The sequence below is a fragment of the Amycolatopsis sp. NPDC031561 genome, from assembly GCF_055580625.1.
On record NZ_JBVILA010000032.1, the window covers coordinates 1 to 18671 of the forward strand.

Here is an 18671-nt window from a genome sequence, read left to right on the forward strand (position 1 = left end):
ACGCTACATAGCCCGCGAAATCCACCAAGCACTCATCACAGACCTCACCAACCTCAACCACACCCCTTGACATCAATAGGAGCATCTTTCGGGACGTCGGATGTCCCGAAAGTGGCTTTCGCGACACGGTCGCCGGAAGCTCGGGAGCGGCGAGGACGGTCTGCCAGGGTGGGCAAGGCGGCGCGTTGCGAAAGCCACCTTCACAACGGTGAAGGTTGCGAAAGTGGCTTTCGCGTCATCGGCGCAAGCGGGCGCCGAACGCGTCCAACCGTCCGCCTTGAGCGGCTGGACACTTCAGCTCAGCCGTTGACTTCCGCGATCAGGCTCTTCGGCCGGAGGTCGGTCCAGTTCTCCTCCACGTAGGCCAGGCATTCCTGGCGCGAGGCCTCGCCGTGCACGCGGGTCCAGCCGGCGGGCACCTCGGCGAAGGTCGGCCAGAGGGAGTGCTGGCCTTCGTCGTTGACGAGCACCAAGAAGGAACCGTCTTCGTTGTCGAAGGGGTTGGTCATGGTTTGTGTCCTTTCACGCACCCGGCCGCGGCCGGAGCTTCTCGGCGACGATGGACCCAATCTGGACCAGCGCCGCGGGTTGCACCATGTCGTAATGGTTGGTCGGGATCTCGTGGGGTTCGATGGCCCCGCTGGTGAAGTCCTTCCAGCCGGCGATCGCCTCGGAAACGGGCAGATGGGCCGGCCGGTCCTCGGAAGCGACGAACAGCAGGATGTCGCCCTGGAACGGCGTCGCGGTGTGCTGCGGCCCGACCTTCCAGAGGTTGCGCATCACGGCTTCCAGCCGTTCCTTGGCACCGGGTCCCTGGACCATTCCGCCCGCGAGTTCCAGATCCTGCTGCTTCCGCTTCTGCAGCCCGTCTTCGTCGCGCGAGGCTTCTTCGGTCACCGTGCCGGTCGCGTTCCGTCCCATGTAGACGGGGTAGGCGTCGAGCAGGGCCAGCAGGCCGACCTCTTCCCCGTCCGCCTCGAGCAGCGCGGCCATCGCCTGCGCGATCCGTCCGCCGAGTGACCAGCCGAGGAGGTGATACGGCCCGGTCGGCTGCACGGCGCGGATGTGCGCCAGGTAATCGGCCGCCATCTCCTCGACGCTCTCGGGAAGCCGTTCCGTACGGGCCAGACCACGTGCCTGCACCCCGTAAACCGGCTGGTTCGCGGGAAGATGCCGCAGCAGCGGCCCGTAGTTCCAGCTCAGGCCACCACTCGCGTGGACGCAGAACAGCGGCGGGCGGTCGCCACCGGCTTGCAGCGGCAACAGGATCTCGTAGTCACCCGTCTTCACCGCGGTGCTCGATCGCCGCCGCTCGCCCACCACGATCAGGGTCTTGGCCGCGGTCTTGCGGGCGAGCAGGCCGGTGTTCAGCATCCGGTGCCCCGCGTCCCCGAACGGGCAGGGTTCGCTCGGCCGTCCTGCCTTGCCCGCGTCGACCGCCGGGCCGGTGACGTACAGATCGCCGACGGCTCCCGGAGCGACGGGACGCCGCGCGTCGTCGAGCACGAGCGCGCCGAGCGGACCGTCCTCGGCCAGCGCGGCGACCACCGAAGGCACATCGCCGGACCAGCGCGCGGGCGCGATGGCCGGACGGCCGCGTTCGGCGTCGTCGAGGAAGAGGTCCAGGTCGCTGATCCGCCGCTGGGGATCCTCGGCCACCTGTTCCAGGACCCGGATCAGCCGCCGTGCCACCGATTCCGCCGTGGCTTCGTCGAACAGGTCAGCGGCGTAACGAAGGGTGCCTGCGAGGCCGTCCTCGTTGTCGTCCTCGTCGAGGCGCTCGGTGAGCGTGAACGCGAGATCCAGCTCGATGGCCTCGACCCCGCCCGGCTCGGCGCTGGTGCGCAGAGCGGGCAGTTCCGCCGCGTCCCACGCGCCGATGTCCTCCTCGTTCACCTCGAGTCCCACCTGGAACACGGGGTGACGCGAGAGCGAGGCGGGCAGGTCCAGCAGCTCGACGATCCGCTCGAAGGGAAGGTCCAGATGCGGACGCGCACCGCGGACCGCCTCCTGCACCCGGGTGACGACCTCCAGGAAGGTCGGGTCACCCGAGAGATCCGTCCGCAGGGCGAACGGCCGCGCGAACGGGCCGATCATCGGCTCGAGGTCGATGAGATCCTCGTCCCGAGGCAGCGTCGTGCCGATCACGAGATCATCGCCGGCCCCGAACTTGGCCAGCAGCACGGCGAGCGCGGCGTGCACGACCTGGATCGTCTCCGCGCCGAGCCGTTCCACCGCTTCGGTCAACCGGTTGTACGGAGCGGCGTCCAGCCGCAGCGCGACCGTGCCGGCCTTGCGCGACGGGACGGCGGGCCGGGGCCGGTCGAACGGGAGCACCGTCTCGCCGTCGATGCCGGTCAGGGTGTCCCGCCAGAAGACGACCTGCTCGTCGATCAGGCTGCCCTGCTCCCGCCCGTCGTCGAGAAGGCGCTGCTCCCAGAGCGCGTAGTCGGCGAACTGCAGGGCCAGCGGTGCACGCTCCGGGACGCGGCCCGAGCGCCGGGCGCCGTACGCGGCCGCCAGGTCACGGAAGAACACGTCCAGCGAGTCGTCGTCGGTGAGGATCCGGTGCACCCGCAGCTGCAGGATGTGTTCCTTTTCCGAGAGCGCGAAAAGGTCGCACCGCCACGGCACCTCACGGGTGAGGTCGAAGCCGGACTCGCGCCGCTCGGCGAGAAGCGCGGGCAGCTCGTCCTCGGTGACCGGGACCGGGGTCAGCTCGATCGCGGAGGCCTCGTGGACCTGCTGGTGAACGCTCTGCGCGTCGCCAGGGAAGGTCGTGCGGAGGACTTCGTGCCGGGCGGCGACGTCGCCGAGCGCGGCCGCCAGCGCGGCCACGTCGAGCCTGCCGCGCAGCCGCAGCGCGACCGCGACCTGCAGACCGGCGGTCTCCTCCCCGGGACTGGCCAGCAGCCAGGCACGGAGCTGCCGGGCCGTGAGCGGCACCCGCTCCGGCCGTTCGACGGCCTCCAGCGCGGGACGCGACTTCGCCGCGAGCGCCCTGGCGACACCGGCGGGCGTCGGCGAGGAGAACAGCTGCCGGATGGGCAGGTCCACGCCGATCACCTCGCGGATCCGCGCGATGAGCCGCATGGCCAGCGCCGAACTGCCGCCGAGGTCGTGGAAGGCGTCGTCGACACCCACGTGGTCGACACCGAGGATCTCGGAGAACAGCTCGCAGAGGACCTTCTCGGACTCGCTTTCGGGCGCCTTCTCCGACGCGCGTCCCGCGAGATCCGGGGCGGGCAGGGCCCGGCGGTCCACCTTGCCGTTGGGCGTGACCGGCAGCCCGGGCAGGGCGACGACCGCCATGGGGACCATGTACGCGGGCAGGACCAGGCCCAGCTGACGCCGGATCTCCTCCGGTCCCGCGTCACTGCCGTCGGAGACGAAGTACCCCACCAGGCGCTTCTCGCCCGGCTGGTCTTCACGGGCCATGACGACCGCTTCGACCACTCCCGGCTGGACGGCCAGCACGGATTCCACCTCGCCCAGCTCGACCCGGTAGCCGCGGATCTTCACCTGGTCATCGGCGCGTTCGAGGAACACGACCTCGCCGTCTCGGGTCCAGCGGGCCAGGTCGCCGGTGCGGTACATGCGTTCGCCGGGCAGGAACGGGCAGGCCACGAACCGCCCGGCCGTCAGGTCCGGGCTGCCGAGGTACCCGCGGGCCAGCCCCGTGCCCGCGATGTACAGCTCGCCCGCCACTCCCGGCGCGACCGGGCGCAGGAACGCGTCGAGGATGTAGATCCTGCGGTTCGTCATCGGGTGACCGATCGGCAGTTCGCGATCGACCACGTCGCCGGGCTCGATCGGGAGCCACGTCGCGCACAGGGTGGTCTCGGTCGGTCCGTAGGTGTTCCGCACCCGCAGGCCGGGCTGGGCCCGCCGCAGGTTCTCCACGGACTGCGCGGGGACCACGTCCCCGCCGGTGCCGATCTCGACCAGGCCCTCGAAACACTCCGGGGACGTTTCCGCCAGGGCGCGGAAGGTGCCGGCGGTGAGGTGGACGAAGTTCGCGCCCCGGGCGACGGCCTGCCGCACCCCGGCCGCGTCCAGCACGCCCGGCTCGGTGAGCAGGACCCGGGCGCCCGTGGCGAGCGGCACCCACATCGCGTAGAGCGAAGGGTCGAAGACGTGCGTCGCGTGCATCAGCACGCCGTCGCCAGGGCCGATCTGCCAGCCCGAGTCGCCCGCGAGGCCCGCCACCGCACCGTGCGGGATCCCCACGCCCTTGGGAAGTCCGGTGGATCCCGAGGTGTACATGACGTACGCCAGGTCGTCCGCGGACGGCCGGTCCGACGGCGCCGTCGCGGCATTGGCGGCGACGGCGGCGCGCGTCTCCGGCGCGTCGAGGACGATCGCGCCGTCGGGCACGACTCCGCTGGTGGCCTCGGTGCACAGGACGACCGAGACCTCGGAATCGTCGAGCAGGAACGCGATCCGCTCGGCCGGGTACTCGACGTCGACCGGGACGTAAGCCGCGCCCGCCTTCCAGATCGCCAGGAACGCGATCAGCAGATCCGGGGACCGCTCCATGGCCACCCCGACGCGGTCGCCGCGGGTGACGCCGCGACCGGCGAGATGTCCGGCCAGCCGGTTCGACGCCTGATCGACCTCGGCGTAGGTGAGGTCCGCTCCGGCCGCGTCGGTGATCGCCACCGCGTCCGGCGTTTCGGCCACCCGCCGCGCGAACAGCTCGACCACCGAGTCACCCGGCACCGGGCCCGCGGTCGCGTTGAAGTCGTCCACCACCAGGGCGCGCTCGGCCTCGCTCAGCAGCGTCAGGCGGCCGACGAGGACCTCGGGTTCGGCGACCAGGCGCTCCAGGACGCGGGCCAGCGCGCCCACGACCGATTCGCCCACTGTCCGGTCGAAGAGACCCCGGTCGTAGTCGAGGATGAGCGGCATCTGCTCACCCGGGCCGGTGACCAGGGTGAACGGATAGTGCGAGGAGTTGCGGCCGCGTTTGACCGGGCGCAGGGTCAGGCCGCCGTGCTCCTGGCCGAGACCCTTGCGGGGGAAGTTTTCGTAGATGACGAGCGTGTCGAAGACAGCGCCGGGGCCGACGACGGCCTGCACGTCCTGCAGGCCGAGATGCTGGTGGGCCATGAGGGCCGACTGGTCGCGCTGCAGTTCGGCGAACAGGTCGACGGCCCGCCGCGCGCCGTCGAGCCGGACTCGCACCGGCAGCGTGTTGAGCAGCTGGCCGACCATCGACTCCACGCCCGCCAGCTCGGCGGGACGCCCGGAGGCGGTCGCACCGAAGACGACCTCGGTCCGGCCGGCGAGCTGCGACAGCACGACGGCCCACGCGCCCTGCACGACGGTGTTGAGGGTGAGGTCGTGGCCGCGCGCCAGTTTGGCCAGCCCGTCCGTCACCTCGGTGGACAGCTCGACCACCGCCGTGTCGATGTCGGGCACCCGGGACGGATCGGCCGGGGCGACCGCGGTCGGCGTGTCCAGCCCGGTGAACTCTTCCCGCCAGGCGGCCCTGGCCACTTCCTTGTCCTGCTTGCCGAGCCAGGCGAGATAGTCCCGATAGGACACTGTGGGCGGCAGCCCGGAGGCGTCGCCGCCCGCCGCGTAGATCGCGGCGAGCTCGCGATGGATGATCGGCATCGACCAGCCGTCGGTCAGCACGTGGTGGAGCGTGTGCACGAGCCGGTGGCGGTCCGGGCCGAGCCGGATGAGGTGCAGCTTCATCAGCGGCGCCACCTCGATGCGGAGACGCTCGGCCAGCTCGTCCCCGGCGAGCCGGTCCACCTCGCTCTCGAGGATTTCGTCCGGCAGCCCGGAGAGATCCGTTTCCCGCCAAGGGATTTCGGCGTCCCGCGTGATGACCTGCACCATCTGCGCGCCGCTGACGTAACGGAAACAGGCCCGCAGCGCGGCGTGCCGGTTCACGAGAGCCTGCCACGTCGCCCTCAGCAGGGCGGCGTCCAGCGGGCCGTCGATGCCGTAGACGGTCTGCACGGTGTAGGTGTCAGGACCGTCGTCGTCGAGGGCGGTGTGATAGAGCATTCCCTCCTGCAGCGGGGAAAGAGGCCAGACGTCCTCCACGCTGGAACGCGGCTTCGCGCGGGTGTCGTCAACGGTCACGATCTGCTCCTTAAAGCGGGTCATTCGCCGGCCAACCCGGCTTCGAGTTGTTCCAACTGGTCAAGGGAAAGCGCGACGAGCGCGCCCCCCGCGGGCTCCGGCTCCGGAGTGGTTTCGTCTTCGGCGGGGATCTCCTTGACGAGCGTCGCCAGCCGTTCCGGTGTCTTTTCTTCGAACACCTGCCACGGGCTCAGTTCCAGCCCCTCCCGGCGGGCCCGCGCCGACAGCTGCATCGAGATGATCGAGTCGCCGCCGAGTTCGAAGAAGCTGTCGTCGGCGCCCACTCGGTCGAGGCCGAGCACCTCCGCGAACAGCTCGCACAGCTTCGACTCCATCGCGGTGCGCGGATTCCGCCCGGAAGTCATCCCGGAGAAATCGGGCGCGAGGAGTGCCCGGTGGTCGAGCTTGCCGTTCGGGGTGAGCGGCATCCGGTCCAGCGCGACGAACGCCGCGGGCATCATGTATTCCGGCAGGCTTTCGGCCGCCAGTTCACGCAGCACGGACGTCAGCTCCGCGGGAGCGTCCGCCGACGGCACGACGTACGCCACCAGCTGCTTGTCACCCGGCCCGTCCCGGTGGACGGCGACCACCACCTGGGCGACCCCCGGATGCTCCGCCAGCACGGCCTCGATCTCGGCGGGTTCGACCCGGTAGCCGCGCACCTTGACCTGCGCGTCCGCCCGGCCGACGAAGATCAGCTGGCCGTCGGTGGCCCAGCGGAACCGGTCGCCGGACCGGTACATGCGCTCGCCCGGCGAGAACGGGTCGGCGACGAACCGTTCCGACGTCAGGCCCGGACGCCCGAGGTAGCCGCGGGCGAGTCCGACTCCCGCGATGTAGAGCTCGCCCGCCACCCCGGGCGGCACCGGCTGCAGGAACGCGTCGAGCACGTAGTGCCGCACGTTCCGGATCGGGCCGCCGAGCGGGACCACGTCGTGTCCCGGCGACAGCGGGGCGCTCATCGTCGAGCAGATCGTCGTCTCGGTCGGGCCGTAGGCGTTGATCATCCGGCGACCCGGCGACCAGCGGTCCACCAGCGCGGGTGGCAGCACTTCGCCGCCCGTCAGCACGGTCCGCAGGGTGTCCGGCAGGTCGTCTTCGACAGCCAGCACACTCGGCGAAACGGTCAGATGCGTGATCCCCCACCGGCGCAGCGCGTCGCCCAGGGTCACCCGGGGCGGCATGCTCTCCGCGTCGGGCAGCACCAGCGTCCCGCCCGCCAGCAGGGCCATGAACAACTCGGAGACGATGGCGTCGAAACCGATGGCGGACAACTGGAGTACCCGCGACGAGGACGTCACGCCCATCCGCTCGATATGCGCCGTCGCCAGGTTGCCGAGGCCGGAATGAGTGACCATGACGCCCTTGGGCACCCCGGTGGAACCGGACGTGTAGATCACGTACGCCGCGTCGCTCGCGGCCACGTGCGGCAGTGCCACGCCCGGATCGGCGGCGGGCAGGTCTTCCAGCACCAGCACCGTTCCCGCGAACTTCTCCGGCACGACCGCGCGGGTCGCCTTGGTGCACACCAGGACCTCGGGCGCCGAACTCTCCAGCATCAGCTCGATCCGCTCACGCGGGTAGTCCGGATCGACCGGGACGAACGCCCCGCCGGCGAAGGACACCGCCATCAGCGTCACCGCCAGTTCGGCCGAGCGGCCGACGACGACACCGACCCGGGTCTCGCGCCGGATACCCAGCCCCACGAGCAGCCGTGCCAGCGATTCCACCTCGCCGAGCAGTTCACCGAACGACAGGCGCCGGGCGGCGTCCTCCACCGCCGGCGCGTCCGGCGACCGTCCGGCCTGCCTGCGGAACAGCACCGGCAGGGCCTCGGCTTCGAACGGTTCCTCGGTCCGGTTCCAGTCGTCCACCACCAGGCGGCGCTGCTCCGGGCCGATCAGCGCGACCCGGCCCACGGGGATCCGCGGCTCGGCCACGACCTGCTCCAGCGCCCGGATGATCGACGCGACGAACCCGTCGATCCGGGTCCGGTCGAACACGTCCGGCCGGTAGATGACCTCGCCGTGGACGCCGCCGCCTTCGGACGCGCGGAGCGACAGCGGGTAGTGCCCGGTGTCGTCCGGGATCCCCGCGGGACGCAGGGCGAGGACGTCCGGATCGTCGGACGGGAGCGGCGGGGGCGGGTAGTTCTCGAACACCACGATCGTGTCGAAGGCCGCGCCGGAACCGGCGAGCTGGTTGATCTCGGTCAGCCCCACGTGCTGGTGCGGCATCAACGCGACCTGGCGTTCCTGCAGATCCGTCAGCATGTCGAGGAACGGCCGGTCGCCGGTGAGCCGGGCGCGGACCGGCAGCATGTTCATGAACAGGCCGACCGCGGACTCGACGCCGGGGATGTCGATCGGGCGCCCGGCCACCGTGGTGCCGAAGACGACGTCGTCGCGCCCCGTCAACCGCGCCAGCAACAACGCCCAGACTCCCTGGAAAAGCGTATTCGTCGTCACGCCGTGCCCGCGGGTGAACTCCGCCAAGCGATGGCTCAGCGCGTCGTCGAGTTCGAAGCGCACGCGGTCGGGCTCGATGGGCACGGCGATCGCGTCCGGGGACACGACGTGGGTCGCCTCGTCGAGTCCCGCGAGCTCGGTCCGCCACGCCTCCCTGGCGGCTTCCTTGTCCTGGCGGGCGAGCCAGGCGAGGTAGTCCCGGTAGGACGTCGGGACCGCCAGGGTCCTGCCGTCGCCGCCGGTTTCGTACGCCGTCATCACCTCGACGAGGAAGACCGGCAGGGACCAGCCGTCGGCCGAGATGTGATGCGACCTGAGGATCATCCGGTGCTCGCGGTCGCCGAAACGCACGAGGTGCAGGTGCAGCAGCGGCGCCTTCGTCAGGTCGAACCGCTCCGCGTGCGACTCCGCGGCGAGGCGTTCGAATTCCATCAGCGCCTCGTCCTCGGGCAGGTGGGACAGGTCGGTCTCCACCCAGGGCAGCGCCACGTCGCGGGCGACCGCCTGGACGGCCACGCCGGACCCGAGCTGGTGAAAACTCGCCCGCAGGGCCGGGTGCCGGTCGAGAAGGGTCTGCCAGGACGCCCGGAAGCGCGCGGCGTCCATCGGGCCGTCGAGGAGGATGTCGCGAATACCGGCGTAAACGTCCGGTCCGCGCTCGTCGACGGCGTGGAACAGCAGGCCTTCCTGAAGCGGGGAGAGCGGCCAGATGTCGTGCAGGCCCGGGACGACGGCCTCGACCTCCGCCACCTCTCGCTGGGTCAGCGTGGTGAGCGGGAAGTCGGAGGGCGTGTGTCCCCCGGCGGTGTCGTCTTCGGCGACGTGGGCGGCGAGGCCGGTCAGCTGGTCGAGCCAGGCTTTCCCGAGCGATTCCGCCTCGGTCTCGCCGAGCAGCCGTCCGGCCCAGGTCACGGTCAGGGTGAACTCGGGACCGTCCTCGGTGTCCAGCACGACCGCGTCGATCTCGACGACGTGCCGCAGCGGCAGATCTTCTTCCGCCACACCGCCGATGGTCCCCGCCAGCTGCCAAGGCTCCGCGTCACCGTCGGGCCGCGGTGAGAAGCGGCCGAGGTAGTTGAACCCGATCTCCGCCGACGGCAGCGCCGCCAGTGCCTTCCCCGTCCCGGCGTCGAGATACCGCAGCATCCCGTAGCCGAGCCCGCCGTCGGGCACCGCGCGCACGTTCTCCTTGACCTGCTTGAGCAGGTGACCGGCCGTGTCGGCTCCGGCGGTGTCCAACCGGACCGGATGGACATCGGTGAACCAGCCGAGCGTCCGCGAAAGGTCCATCTCGTCGAGGGGCTGACGGCCGTGGCCTTCGACGTCCACGACGACGGAGGTTCCGCCGCGCCACTGGACCACCGCGCCGGCCAGCGTGGCCAGCAGGACCTCGTGCACGCCGCAGTGGAAGGCCGAAGTGGCCTTCTCCGCGAGCACGCTCGCGCGGTCTCGCGGCAGGGTCCACGACCGGCGTCCCGAGGTCGCGATGGTGTCGAGCCGGGGATCGAGCTCCCCCACCCGCGCCTGCGCGCCGTCGAGGATCCCGGTCCAGGTCTCCAACTCGCCGGACCGGATCGCCGCCTGATCGGCCAGCGTCCGCGCCCAGCGCCGGAACGAAACGGGCGGCGGGTCGAGCACCGTTTCCCGGCCCGCGGCCGCGGCTTCACAGGCCAGCTGCAGATCCGGAAGCAGGACACGCCAGGACACGACGTCGACAGCGAGGTGATGCGCGGCCACCACGAGCCGCCCGACACGGCCGGGTCCCGCGTCCACCCACACCGCCCGGAGCATCACGCCCGCGGCGGGGTCCAGCCGTCCGGCCGCTTCGTGGGCACAGCGGTCCGCGACCTCGTCCAGGTCACCGGCACCGGCTTCGACCCGCTCGACCAGCGTCGCCGCGTCGACCGTTCCCCGCTCGGCCACGACCATCCGGGGCTCTCCCCCGGTCTCGACGACCCGGCTCCGCAGCAGGTCGTGGGTGTCGATCAGCGCGCCCAGACCGGCCGTCAACGTCTCCAGCGACAGGTCGCCGGGCACTCCCGCGGTCACCCACTGCGCCAGGGCGCCCCGGGTCAGCGCGCCGGGATCGCGTTCGAGCAGAGCACGCACCACCGGCGTCCACGGAACTTCGCCGACACCGTCGTCGAGGACGGCGTCGATCTCACCGCCGCGCTCCGCGACCGCCGCGATGCCCGCGGGCGTCTTCTGCTCGAAGACCTGCTTCGCGCCGAAGACGAAGTCCTCGCGCCGGGCGCGGGCGGCCAACCGCATCGAAAGGATCGAGTCGCCGCCGAGCTCGAAGAAACTGTCGTCGGCGCCGACGTGGTCCAGTCCGAGGATCTCGGCGAACAGGTCGCTCAGCACCCGCTCGGCCTCGGTACGCGGCTCGCGACCGGTGGACTTCCCGGTGAATTCGGGAGCGGGCAAGGCCGCGCGGTCGATCTTCCCGTTGAGGGTCAACGGGAAGGTGTCGAGCACCATCACCACCGCGGGCACCATGAACTCCGGCAGCCGCTCCGCGAGCACCGCGCGGACCGAGCCGGATTCCAGCGCCTGTCCCGATTCCGCGGTCACGTAGGCGATCAGCCGCTTCTCACCGGGACGCTCTTCCCGCGCGACCACGACGGCCTGCGCGACGTCGGGCACCTCGGTCAGCACGGCCTCGATCTCGCCCGGCTCGACGCGGTAACCGCGGATCTTCACCTGGGAGTCGGCCCGTCCGGCGAACAGCAGCTCGCCTTGCTCGGTCCAGCGGCCCAGGTCTCCGGTGCGGTACATCCTCTCGCCGTCCGCGAACGGGTTCGCGAGGAATCGCTGCGCCGTCGCACCGGCGGCGCCCAGATAACCGTGCGCCAGACCGGCACCGGCGAGGTACAGCTCACCGGTCACGTTCGGGGCCACCGGCTGGAGGAACGCGTCGAGCACGTACGCCTGCCTGCCGGCCAGCGGCCCGCCGATCGGCAGGGTGCTCCCCGTTTCGGCCCCGGGCTCGAGGACGAGCCACGTGGCGCACAAGGTGATCTCGGTGGGGCCGTAAAGCTGCCGGAACCGGACGTCCGGGCAGGCCCGCCGCATCCGGGCGACGGAGGCGAGCGGCACCGCGTCCCCGCCGGTCAGGATCTCCCGCAAGCCGGTGAAGGACTCCGGTGCTTCCTCGGCCACCACCCGGAAGGTCCCGGCCGTCAGGTGGATGGTGGTCACGCCGCGTTCGATCGCTTCCCGCACCCGCTGCGCGTCGACCGCGCCCGGTTCCGCGACCAGTACGCGGGCCCCGCTCACCAGCGGCACCCAGATCTCGACCAGTGACGCGTCGAACGCGTGCGAAGCGTGCAGCAGCACGCAATCGCCGGGACCCTGCGACCAGCCGGGGTCGCCCGCCAGGGCCGCCACGCTGCCGTGCGGCACCGCGACCCCCTTGGGCACGCCGGTCGATCCCGACGTGTACATCACGTAGGCCACGTCGCGCGCTCCGGCCGTGAAAACCGTTGCCTCGTAAGAGGTTCCCGCGACCTCCGGCGCGTCCATGACCACCGGCTCGACGCCGTCCGGCACCGCGCCGCGGCTCGCACCCACGCAGAGCGCCACCGCCGCGCCGGAATCGGCCAGCATCCGTTCGATCCGTTCCGCGGGGTAGTCCACGTTCACAGGTACCTGCGCGGCTCCCGCCTTCCAGACCGCGAGGAGCGCCACGAGCAGTTCCGCGCCGCGCTCCATCACCACGCCGACCCGGTCACCGCGCCGCACGCCGATCCCGGCGAGATGTCCGGCCAGCCGGTCCGATTCCCGGTCGAGTTCCGCATAGGACAGGGTGCGTTCCCCGTCGACGACCGCGACCGCGTCCGGCGACTTCCGCGCCTGCCGCCGGAACAGCTCCGGCACGGTCGTCCCGCTCACCGCTTCACCGGTCGAGTTCCAGAGCTCCACCACCGACGCGCGCGCCGGTTCGCTCGTGACGGCCAGCGTGCCGAGGGGCCGCGAAGCCTCCGACACCACCAGTTCCAGGACACGCACGACCTGCCTGGCGATCTCGGCGGCCGTTTCCCCGCCGATCCGATCGGGCCGGTAGGCCACGCGGATCTGCAGGGTCTTCCCCGGCGAAACGCTCATGGCCAGCGGATAGCTGGTGCCGGTCCGCGTGCGGACCGAGCTGATCGAAACGCCGCCGTCGTCGTCGCCGAGACCGGCGGCGTCGTGCGGGTAGTTCTCGATCATCACGATGGTGTCGAAGACCGCGCCCGCGCCGGTCGCCTTCTGGACCTGCGACAGCCCCAAGTACTGGTGTTCGGTCAACGCCGACTGGCGTGCCTGCAGGTCTTGGAGCATCTCCAGCACCGGCAGGCCGCCGTCGAGGCGGACCCGGACCGGGATGGTGTTGATGAACATCCCCACCATCTGCTCGACGTCCGGCACCTCGGCGGGCCGCCCCGACGTCACCGTCCCGAACACCACGTCCGTCCGGCCCGCCAGCCGCGCCAGCACCAGCGCCCACGCGCCCTGCACGATCGTGCTCAGCGTCAGGCCGTGACCACGGGCGAAACCGATGAGATTCCGCGTCGCCTCTTCGGGCAGCCATTCGGCGTGCTCACCCGGCACCACCATCGCCTTGTCGGCATCGGCGTCGACGACGGTCGGTTCATCCGAACCGGCGAGTTCGGCCCGCCACGCCTCCCGCGTCGCCTGCTCGTCCTGGCGGCTCAACCACGCCAGATAGTCACGATAGGACGGTGACCTCGACGGCCCTTGTCCACCGGCGTAAGCGATCGAGACCTCGCCGAGGACGAGCGGTGTCGACCAGCCGTCGAGGAGAACGTGGTGCGACGTCAGGACGAGCCGGTGCGTGTTCGCGCCGAGCCGGATCAGCAGCAGCCGGAGCAGCGGCGCCTCGGTCACGTCGAACCGCTTCGCCTGGTCCTCCGCGAGCAGCCGTTCGATCTCCTCGGCCGCCGCGGTCTCGTCGAGCCGCGACAGATCCACTACGCGCCAAGGGATAGCGGCCTCGGCAGCGACGACCTGCACCGTTTCGCCGGAGCCCAGCTGGTGGAAGCTCGTCCGCAGCGACTCGTGCCGCGCGACCACCTGGTTCCACGCGGTGCGCAGCCGCTCCGCGTCGAGCGGTCCGTCGAGGTCCAGGATCCGCTGGCTCTGGTAGACGTCGACGTCGTCCTCGGCGACCGCCCGTTCGAAGAGCATTCCTTCCTGGAGCGGCGAAAGCGGCCAGATGTCCGTCAGCCCCGGCGTCGCGGCCTCCAGCTCGGCCACGTCCCGCTGCGCGACCTCGACGAGGCCGAAGTCGGACGGGGTGTGCCCGCCCGCACGGAGATCCTCGGCGAGGGCCGCGAGCCCGGTCAGCATCTCCAGCCAGGCCTCGCCGAGGCGTTCGACCGTCGCGGGGTCGAGATCCTGGCCGTCGATGGCGAGCGCGAGCCGGGGCCCTTCCGGCGTGTCCTGGACTTCCGCGCCGACCTCTACGGGGTGGGCGAGGATCATGTCCGGGCCACCGCCGAGCGGCCCTTCGCCCGCCTGCTGCCACGCCCTGTCCTTGACGGAAAGTCCGGTCCGGCCGAGGTAGTTGAAGCCGATCGGCGCGGACGGCAGCTCGGCCAGCCTCGCCCCGGTGTCGGGGTTGAGGTAGCGCAGCAGCCCGTAGCCGAGTCCGTCCCCGGGGACGGCGCGGATCTGTTCCTTCGCGGCCTTCAGCAGCCGCCCGGCCGCCGCGTCACCCGCCGCCACGGCGTCGAGATCGACGTCGGCGAGGTCGAAGCGGACCGGGTGAACGCTGGTGAACCAGCCCACGGTGCGCAACAGGTCTTCGCCGTCGGCGGCTTCGCGGCCGTGACCTTCGACGTCCACGAGCAGCCCAGTGTCAGTACCCCGCACCCGCGCCACCGCACCCGCGAGGCCCGCCAGCAGGACGTCTTGGATCCCGCAGTGGAAGGCGCCCGGCAACCTGGCCAGCAATCCGCTCGCCGCGGTGCCGGACACCGTCGAAGACCACGAGTGCGACTTCCCGGTGCTCTGCTCGAATCCCGTGTCCGCGCCGTCCAGGAGGGCGGCCCACCGATCGGTTTCGGCCACGGTGCGCTCGCTGAGCGCCTGCTCGGCCAGCCGCCGCGCCCACTGCCGGTACGACGTCGTCGCGGCTTCGAGGACGGGGGTCCCGCCCGAGCTCGCCTCGTCGTAGGCCGTGCGCAGATCCGGCAGCAGGATTCCCCACGAGACCGCATCGACGGCCAGGTGATGCGCCACCAGCGCCAACCGGCCCGGCTCGGCGTTCCCCGCGTCGACCCAGACGGCCCGCACCATGATCCCCGCCGCCGGGTCCAGCGTGCCCGTCGCCGTCCTGACCTCGCGCTCGGCGATCTCGTCGAGGTTCCCCGCCCCGGCCTCGACCCGCGTCACCAGGGCGGCCGCATCCACCGTGCCCCGCTCGGGCACCACCAGCCGTCCACCGGACTCCACCCGTGCCCGCAGGACGTCGTGCGCGTCCAGCACGGCTCGCAGGGCCGTGACCAGCGTGTCCTGATCGAAGCCCGCCGGGGTGACGACCACCCGCGCCTGCGCGAAACCGGGGCGCACCGCGTTCTCACCGAGGGCCAGCATCACCGGCGTCATCGGGATCTCGCCAACACCACTGTCCACTGTGGACACCTGGGCGGGCTGTGCTTCCGCGGCCAGCGCCGCCAGCCTGCCGGGGGTTCGGTGCTCGAACACCAGCCGCGGCGTCAGGGAGATCCCCTCGCGACGCGCACGGGCGGCCACCTGCATCGAAGAGATCGAGTCGCCACCCAGCTCGAAGAAGCTGTCCTCGACCCCGACCCGGTCCAGCCCGAGCACCTCGGCGAACACTCCACAAAGGACTCGCTCGTCCTCGGTCTCCGGCTCCCGGCCCGCCGACTTCGACGAGAAGTCCGGTTCGGGCAGCGCTTGGCGGTCCACCTTCCCGTTGACCGTCAGCGGCAACTCGTCCAGCACCAGCATCGCGGCCGGGATCATGAACTCGGGCAGCGTTTCGGCGAGCTGTCCGCGCAGCACCGCCGGGTCGAGGGCCTGCCCCGCTTCGGCGACCGCATAACCGATCAGCTGCTCGTCACGGGCGACCACGACGGCCTGACCGACCCCGGGCAGCCGGGCGAGGGCCACCTCGACCTCGCCGGGCTCCACCCGGTACCCGCGGATCTTCACCTGGTCGTCGGCCCGGCCGGCGAACGCCAGCGTGCCCCGCTCCGTCCAGTACGCCAGGTCCCCGGTCCGGTACATCCGCTCGCCGGGCAGCTGCGGATCGGCGACGAACCGCTCGGCCGTCAACGCCGAACGCCCCAGATAGCCTTGCGCCACACCGGCTCCGGCGACGTACAGCTCACCGGGCAGTCCCGGCGGCACGGGCCGCAGGAACGCGTCGAGGACGTGGACGCGCCGCCCGGCGAGCGGACGGCCGATCGGCAGCACCGATCCCGTCTCGTCACCGGGCTCGAGGAGCCACCACGTCGCGCACAGCGTGGCCTCGGTCGGGCCGTAGAGATGCCGCACCCGGACGTCCGGGCAGGTCCGCCGCACGCGCTCCACCGCCGCGAGCGGCACCGCGTCACCCCCGGTCAGCACCTCGCGCAGACCGGCGACCGATTCCGGCGACTCCTCGGCCAGCACCCGGAAGCTGCCGGCGGTCAGGTGGGCGGCCGTGACCCCGGCCGCCACGTAAGCGGCCAGCGCTTCGCCGTCGACAACGCCCGATCCGGCGAGCACCACCCGGGCGCCCGAAAGCAGCGGCACCCACATTTCGAACAGGGAGATGTCGAACGCGTGCGAGGCGTGCATCAGCACCGCGTCGCCGGGACCCACGCCCCAGCCCGGCTCACCGACCAGTGCCGCGACGTTGCCGTGTGACACCGCGACGCCCTTCGGCATCCCCGTCGAGCCCGACGTGTACATCACGTAGGCGACGTCATCGGCGGTCGCACCGGTCGACAGGCGGGCGTATTCCGCCACGGCTCGCCGAGTCTCCGGCTCGTCGACGACGATCGGCTCGAGCCCGCCGTCCAGCACCGAGTCCCGGTGCGCCTCCGTGCACACCACCGCCGACGGCTCCGCGTCCGCCAGCATGAACTTCACGCGTTCCGCCGGATACGCCGGATCGACCGGGATGTAGGCCGCTCCCGCCTTCCACACCGCGAGCAGCGTCGCGATCAGCTCGGGCGACCGGTCCATCACCACGGCGACCCGGTCCCCGCGCCGGACTCCCTTGCCGCTCAGGTAACCGGCGAGCCGCTCCGCGCGCTCGGCCAATTCCCCGTACGACAGCGTCCGGTCGCCGTCGACGACGGCCGTCTCTTCGGGACGGCGCTCGACCTGGTGGCCGAAGAGTTCCAGGGCCAGCCTGTCCGGTTTCGCACCGGGCGCCTCTCCCCAGCGGCCGACGACCTCGCGCTCGGCCGCGTTCGTCACCTCGACGTCGGCCACCGTGAGGTCGCCCGCCCGCGTCAGCTGACGCAGCACCCCCGTGAACCGCTCGACGATGGCGAGCGCGGTGTCCTGATCGAAGAGATCCGTCAGATAGTCGAGTTTGACGAGCATCGACTCGCCCGGGACGGCGACCAGCGTCAGCGGATAGTGGGCGGCTTCCTGGCCCTGGTTCACGCGGATGGCGAAAGCTTCGGGCGAGTCCGATACGCCGAGCTCGCGGGGGAAGTTCTCGAAGACGATCATGGTGTCGAAGACCGCGCCGGGCCCGGCCGCCTGCTGGATGTCCGCCAGCCCGACGAACTGGTCGGGGATGAGCGCGGACTGCCGTCGCTGCAGCTGGGCCAGCAGTTCGACGACCGGCGCCGAACCGCGCAGCCGCACCCGCACCGGAACGGTGTTGAGGAACAGCCCCACCATTCCTTCCACGCCGGGGAGATCCGGCGGGCGGGCCGAGACGACCGCGCCGAACACGACGTCCGTCCGGCCTGCCAGCTGCGCCAGCACCAGCGCCCACGCGCCCTGCACCACCGTGTTCAGCGTCAGCCCGTTCCCGCGGGCCAGCTCCTCCAGTGAGCGGGTGAGGCCTTCCGGCAGCTCGACCGTGACGCTCTCGGGGATTCCGGGCGCTCGTCCCGGATCCGCGGGCGCCACCAGCGTCTGCTCCTCGACGTCGCCCAGTTCCGCCGCCCAGGCCGAAAGCGCCCTGTCCTTGTCCTGACGACCGAGCCAAGCGAGGTATTCCCGGTACGACGTCACTTCCGGCAGTTCCAGCGGACCACCGTCGGCCGCGTACAGCGCCGCGAGCTCGTCGAACACGATGGGCAGCGACCAGGCGTCCATGATCGCGTGATGGCAGGTCACCACCAGGCGGTGGCTGTCGTCGCCGAGACGGATCAAGGTGAGACGCAGCAACGGCGCCGTCGCGAGATCGAAGCGCTTGGTCCGGTCCTCTTCGGCCAGCTCCCGCACGGCCTCGCCGGAGGCATCAGGGTCTTCGAGGTGCGAAAGATCGACCTCGCGCCACGGCAGTTCCACCTGCCTGGCGATGATCTGCACCGTCTCACCCGATTTGCGCTGCCGGAAACAAGCCCGGAGCGAGGCGTGCCTCGTGAGCAGCGCCTCCCAGGCCGCGCGCAGCCTGGCCGCGTCCACCGGTCCGTCCAGCTCCAGGATCCAATGTCCAATGTAGACGTCGAGCCCTTCACCGTCGTAGACCGCGTGGAAGACCAGCCCTGCCTGCAACGGCGACAGCGGCCAGATGTCCTCGATCCGCGACTGAGCCATCAATTTCTCCCTCGATCAGCGAAGGGGCTTGAAGTTCGTCGTCGAACCAAGCCTCGAATTCCTCGATCCCGTCCCGGTCCAAGTCGAGGAGCCGACGTCGAATGCGGCATGTCCCCCCACAGAATCGTCGCCCGAAGGGACGACCCGGACAACATGTCCAACGGGCCCGCAAGAAAATGGCGAGTGGCGTGGTGGGTCACCGCCACACCGATGTCGCGAAAGCCACTTTCGGGACGTCTGATGTCCCGAAAGTGGCTTTCGCGACACGGCCGCTCGGCATCGGACGCGGCGAAGGACGCCTTGACTTACCCCTCAATAGAACCCGCGCCGCTCTTGCCCCACCGGTAGTACATGAAGGCC

3 protein-coding genes are annotated in these 18671 nt (G+C 71.2%); all 3 read right to left on the reverse strand.

What is annotated here, in order from left to right; genetic code table 11:
- Nucleotides 1-299: 299 nt before the first annotated feature.
- From ACZ5IK_RS39715 to ACZ5IK_RS39725, 3 genes are read right to left on the reverse strand one after another with little or no spacing between them, the layout of a single operon-like run.
- Entirely contained in the window at nt 300-509 is a 210-nt protein-coding gene (locus ACZ5IK_RS39715; protein WP_101612835.1) for an MbtH family protein, read from the reverse strand.
- 13 nt (nt 510-522) lie between these two features.
- The gene (locus ACZ5IK_RS39720; protein ID WP_465492406.1) at nt 523-6102 is read right to left on the reverse strand and encodes an amino acid adenylation domain-containing protein; all 5580 of its coding nucleotides are present in this window, start codon (nt 6100-6102) and stop codon (nt 523-525) included.
- Nucleotides 6103-6122: 20 nt separating this feature from the next.
- A complete protein-coding gene (locus tag ACZ5IK_RS39725) occupies nt 6123-18311 on the reverse strand; it encodes a non-ribosomal peptide synthetase (RefSeq protein ID WP_465492407.1) in 12189 nt (4062 codons plus the stop codon).
- Nucleotides 18312-18671 lie beyond the last annotated feature (360 nt).